At 72.9% G+C, this 4,177-nt stretch carries 5 protein-coding genes and 1 tRNA gene; all 6 read right to left on the reverse strand.

The annotated features are described in order from the left end of the window. Positions 1-2: 2 nt before the first annotated feature. A tRNA-Tyr gene (locus AC30N0_RS07125) sits at positions 3-85 on the reverse strand. Between the two features lie 29 nt (positions 86-114). Then, the gene (locus AC30N0_RS07130) at positions 115-699 is read right to left on the reverse strand and encodes a uracil-DNA glycosylase (RefSeq protein ID WP_489517231.1); all 585 of its coding nucleotides are present in this window, start codon (positions 697-699) and stop codon (positions 115-117) included. An 89-nt stretch (positions 700-788) separates the two neighbouring features. Next, positions 789-1,577 carry an indole-3-glycerol phosphate synthase TrpC gene (trpC, locus tag AC30N0_RS07135; RefSeq protein WP_489517232.1) on the reverse strand — a complete coding sequence of 263 codons (789 nt, stop codon included), beginning with the start codon at positions 1,575-1,577 and terminating at the stop codon, positions 789-791. Next, entirely contained in the window at positions 1,574-2,614 is a 1,041-nt protein-coding gene (gene trpD / locus AC30N0_RS07140) for an anthranilate phosphoribosyltransferase (protein WP_489517233.1), read from the reverse strand. Before trpD ends, trpC begins: the two co-directional genes overlap by 4 nt. A 14-nt stretch (positions 2,615-2,628) precedes the next feature. Beyond that, positions 2,629-3,654: a low-specificity L-threonine aldolase gene (gene ltaE / locus AC30N0_RS07145; RefSeq protein WP_489517234.1), complete on the reverse strand. Its 1,026-nt coding sequence runs from the start codon at positions 3,652-3,654 to the stop codon at positions 2,629-2,631. Next, a partial coding sequence (locus AC30N0_RS07150) for an anthranilate synthase component II (RefSeq protein ID WP_489517235.1) occupies positions 3,651-4,177 on the reverse strand: 527 nt, incomplete at its 5' end. The genes AC30N0_RS07150 and ltaE, both read right to left, overlap by 4 nt.

The raw sequence follows: 4,177 nt of genomic DNA on the forward strand, positions 1-4,177 counted from the left end.
GGTGGAGGAGGCTGGATTCGAACCAGCGTAGGCGTAAGCCAACAGATTTACAGTCTGCCCCCTTTAGCCACTCGGGCACCCCTCCGAGACGAACCCGGGACTATACCACGCGCCTCAGCCCCGTCGGCCGATCCCCCACCAGTCGACGAGGTGGGCGGTTGCCGCGAAGTGGCTGCCCTCGGCCATGAACGCGCGCCGAAAGTCGTAGGACGGATGACGGGTCGTGAGCACGGGGACGGCCGGATCGGGTGGCCCGCAGCCGAGCCAGAACTCGCGCGCCTTGCTGCCCCAGAGCAGGAATGTCGGGGGCGGGCTCCGCCGCGCCAGCACGGCAACGATCTCGCCAGTGAGCGCCTGCCAACCACATGACTGGTGACTGCCCGTCCGACCGACCTCGACCGTCAGGACCGGGTTCAGGAGGAGGACCCCGGCCCTGCCCCAGGCTTCCAGCGTCCAGCGCTCGGGCGGCACGAAGCCGGGGCGGTCGGCGGCGAGGACCTCGAAGATCCGGGCCAGCGAACGCGGCCGGCCCCGCGCGGCGGAGAAGGCGAGCCCGTCGGCGTGGCCGGCCAAGGGGTAAGGGTCCTGGCCGATCACCACCACCTTCACCTCCGCCGGCGCGACAAGGCGCAGGGCACGGAACGGGTCTTCCGGGGCGATCGGCCGGTTGCCCGAGGAGGCCTCGACGCAACGGATCACCGCCCCGCGGCGTTCCGCGGTCCACCCCGGCAAGGCGTCCTGCCAAGCGGCCGGCAACGCCGCGCAGGCCGCCGCAAGGTCCGCCGCCTTCACCCGATCAGACGCGCCAGGGCCGCGCCCGGATCCGGCGCCCGCATGAATGCCTCGCCGACGAGAAAGGCGTGCACGCCCGCGGCGCGCATGCGTTGGACGTCGGCCGGCGCGGCGATGCCGCTTTCGCAGACGACGACGCGGTCGGCCGGCACCTCCGGCAGCATGCGCAGGGTGGTGTCGAGCGAGACCTCGAAGGTGCGCAGGTCGCGGTTGTTGATGCCGACGAGCGGCGTCGCCAGCCGCAGCGCCCGCTCCAGCTCGCGCTCGTCGTGCACCTCGACGAGCACGCCCATGCCGAGCGCGGCGGCGGTGGCCTCGAAGTCGCGCATCTGCGCGTCGTCGAGGATGGCGGCGATGAGGAGGACCGCGTCGGCACCGAGGGCGCGCGACTCGAACAGCTGCCAGGCGTCCACGACGAAGTCCTTGCGCAGCGCCGGCAGGCCGCCGGCGGCGCGCGCCTCGGCCAGGAAGCCGGCCCGCCCCTGGAAGAAGCGCTCGTCGGTCAGGACGCTCAGCGCGGCGGCACCGTGCCGCTCGTAGCTGGCGGCGATCTCGGCCGGCACGAAGTGCTCGCGCAGGACGCCCTTGCTCGGGCTCGCCTTCTTGATCTCGGCGATCACCGCGGCGTCGCCGCGCCCGACCCGCTGCCGGAGGGCGCCGACGAAGTCGCGCGGCGCCGCCGACTCCTCGGCCTCGCGGCGCAGGGAGGCGAGGTCGCGCCGCAGCCGGCCGGCGGCGACTTCCTCGCGCTTGACCTGGACGATGCGGCGCAGGATGTCGCTCACGGCGCCGACCCGCGCTGGCCCCGGGCGAAGGCGATGAAGGCGTCGAGCTTGGCGCGGGCGCGCCCGCTCGCGACCGCCGCGCGGGCCATGACGATGCCTTCGGCCATTCCCGGCGCGACGTTGGCCGCATAGAGCGCGGCGGCGGCGTTCAGGACGACGATGTCGCGCGCCGGCCCCGGCTCGTCGGCGAGGACGGCCTCGACCATCGCCTTCGACTGCGCCGGCGTCTCGACGCGCAGGGCGCGGTTGCTCGCCATCGTCATGCCGAAGTCCTCGGGGTGGATGTCGTACTCGAGGATCTGCCCGTCCTTCAGCTCGCCGACCATGCTGGCGGCGCCGAGCGAGACCTCGTCCATGCCGTCGCGGCCGTAGACGACGAGCGCGTGCTCGGCGCCCAGCCGCTGCAGCGCCCGCACCTGGATGCCGACGAGGTCGGGGTGGAACACGCCCATCAGGATGTTCGGCGCGTCGGCCGGGTTGGTGAGCGGGCCGAGGATGTTGAAGATGGTCCGCACGCCCAGCTCGCGGCGGACCGGGGCGACGTTCTTCATCGCCGGATGGTGGTTGGGCGCGAACATGAAGCCGATGCCGGTGGCCTCGATGGAGGCCGCGATCTGCTCCGGGCCGAGATCGAGCGGCAGGCCGAGCGCCTCCAGCACGTCGGCGCTCCCCGACTTGCTCGAGACGCTGCGGTTGCCGTGCTTGCTGACGCGGGCGCCGCAGGCGGCGGCGACGAACATGCTGCAGGTCGAGATGTTGAAGGTGTGCGAACCGTCGCCGCCGGTGCCGACGATGTCGACCAGGTGTCTGCGGTCCTTCACCTCGACCTTGGTCGCGAATTCGCGCATCACCTGCGCCGCCGCGGTGATCTCGCCGATCGTCTCCTTCTTGACGCGCAGGCCCACGAGCACCGCCGCCATCATCACGGGCGACATCTCGCCGCTCATGATGCGGCGCACCAGCGACAGCATCTCGTCGTGGAAGATCTCGCGGTGATCGATGGTGCGGGCGAGGGCGTCGAGGTTGCTGATGGCCATGGCGGGGCTCGCTCTCAAGGTTGAAGGTAGTCGCGCATGGCCGCGATGGCGCGGTCGACGCCCTCGGCATCGACGTCGAGGTGGGTGACGAAGCGCAGGCGGTAGAGGCCGGTCGCGAGCACGCCTCGCGACTTCAGGTGCGCCATGAGGCCCGGCGCACGGTCGCCGGCGAGGTCGGCGAAGACGATGTTGGTCTGCGGCGGCTCGACCGTGAGGCCGGGCAGGCCGGCCAGCCCGGCGGCCAGGCGCAAGGCCAGGGCGTGGTCCTCGGCGAGCCGGTCGACGTGGTGGTCGAGGGCATGATTCGCGGCGGCGGCGACGACGCCGGCCTGGCGCATGCCGCCGCCGACCATCTTGCGCCACCGATGGGCACGGCCGATGAAGTCGCGCGAGCCGACGAGGGCAGAGCCCACGGGCGCGCCGAGCCCCTTCGAGAAGCAGACCGAGACGCTCTCGAACGGCGCCGCGATCTGCCGCGCCGCCGCGCGGGGGTCGCCGCCGAGCGCCACGGCGGCGTTGAAGAGCCGCGCGCCGTCGAGGTGCGACGACAGGCCGCGCCGCGCCGCCAGCGCGCAGGCCTGCTCCAGGTAGGCCGGCGAGAGCACCTTGCCGCCGATCGTGTTCTCGAGGCAGAGCAGGCGGCTTTTGGCGTAGTGCGCGTCGTCGGGCTTGATCGCCGCCTCGACTGCGGCGAGCGGCAGCGAGCCGTCGGACGCGTGCTCGAGCGGCTGCGGCTGGACGCTGCCGAGCACCGCCGCGCCGCCGCCCTCCCAGCGGTAGGTGTGCGCCATCTGGCCGACGATGTATTCGTCGCCGCGGCCGCAGTGGCTCATGATCGCCACCAGGTTGCTCTGCGTGCCGCTGGCGACGTAGAGCGCCGCCTCCTTGCCGAGCATCGCCGCGATCCGCTCCTGCAGCGCGTTGACGCTCGGGTCGTCGCCGAAGACGTCGTCGCCGACCGGTGCGGTCGCCATGTGGGCACGCATCGCCGGGGTCGGCCGGGTCACCGTATCGCTGCGCAGGTCGACAACCGGGTTCATGGCAAGGCGTCCAGAAAGTTCTTGAGCATGGCGTGGCCGTGCTCGGTGAGGATCGATTCGGGGTGGAACTGCACGCCCTCGAGCGGCGCCTTCGTCCCGGCCAGCGCGCGATGGCGAACGCCCATGATCTCACCGTCGCTCGCGGTCGCGGTGACGTCGAGGGCCGCCGGCAGGCTCGCCCGCTCGATCGCCAGCGAGTGGTAGCGGACGACCGAGAAGCGCGCCGGCAGCGCGGCGTAGACGCCCCGGCCGTCGTGCGTCACCTCGTCGAGCTTGCCGTGCATCAGCCGCGCCGCGCGCACCACCTTGCCGCCGAGCGCCGCGCCGATCGCCTGGTGGCCGAGGCAGACGCCGAGGATCGGCAGCCGGCCCGCGAGCTCCTGGATCGCCGGCACGCACACGCCCGCCTCGGCCGGCGTGCACGGCCCCGGCGAGAGGACGAGCGCGTCGGGCGCGAGCGCGGCGATGCCGGCGACGTCGACCTCGTCGTTGCGCAGCACCTGCACCTCGGCGCCGAGCTCGC

It is taken from the genome of Rhizobacter sp., assembly GCF_031412495.1.
In the GTDB taxonomy this organism is placed as follows: domain Bacteria; phylum Pseudomonadota; class Gammaproteobacteria; order Burkholderiales; family Burkholderiaceae_C; genus Schlegelella_A.

Bases quoted from the DNA above. Each gene is read 5' to 3' on its own strand.
- trpD (WP_489517233.1), bottom strand. From the start codon at position 2,614: ATGGCCATCAGCAACCTCGACGCCCTCGCCCGCACCATCGATCACCGC.
- ltaE (WP_489517234.1), bottom strand. From the start codon at position 3,654: ATGAACCCGGTTGTCGACCTGCGCAGCGATACGGTGACCCGGCCGACC.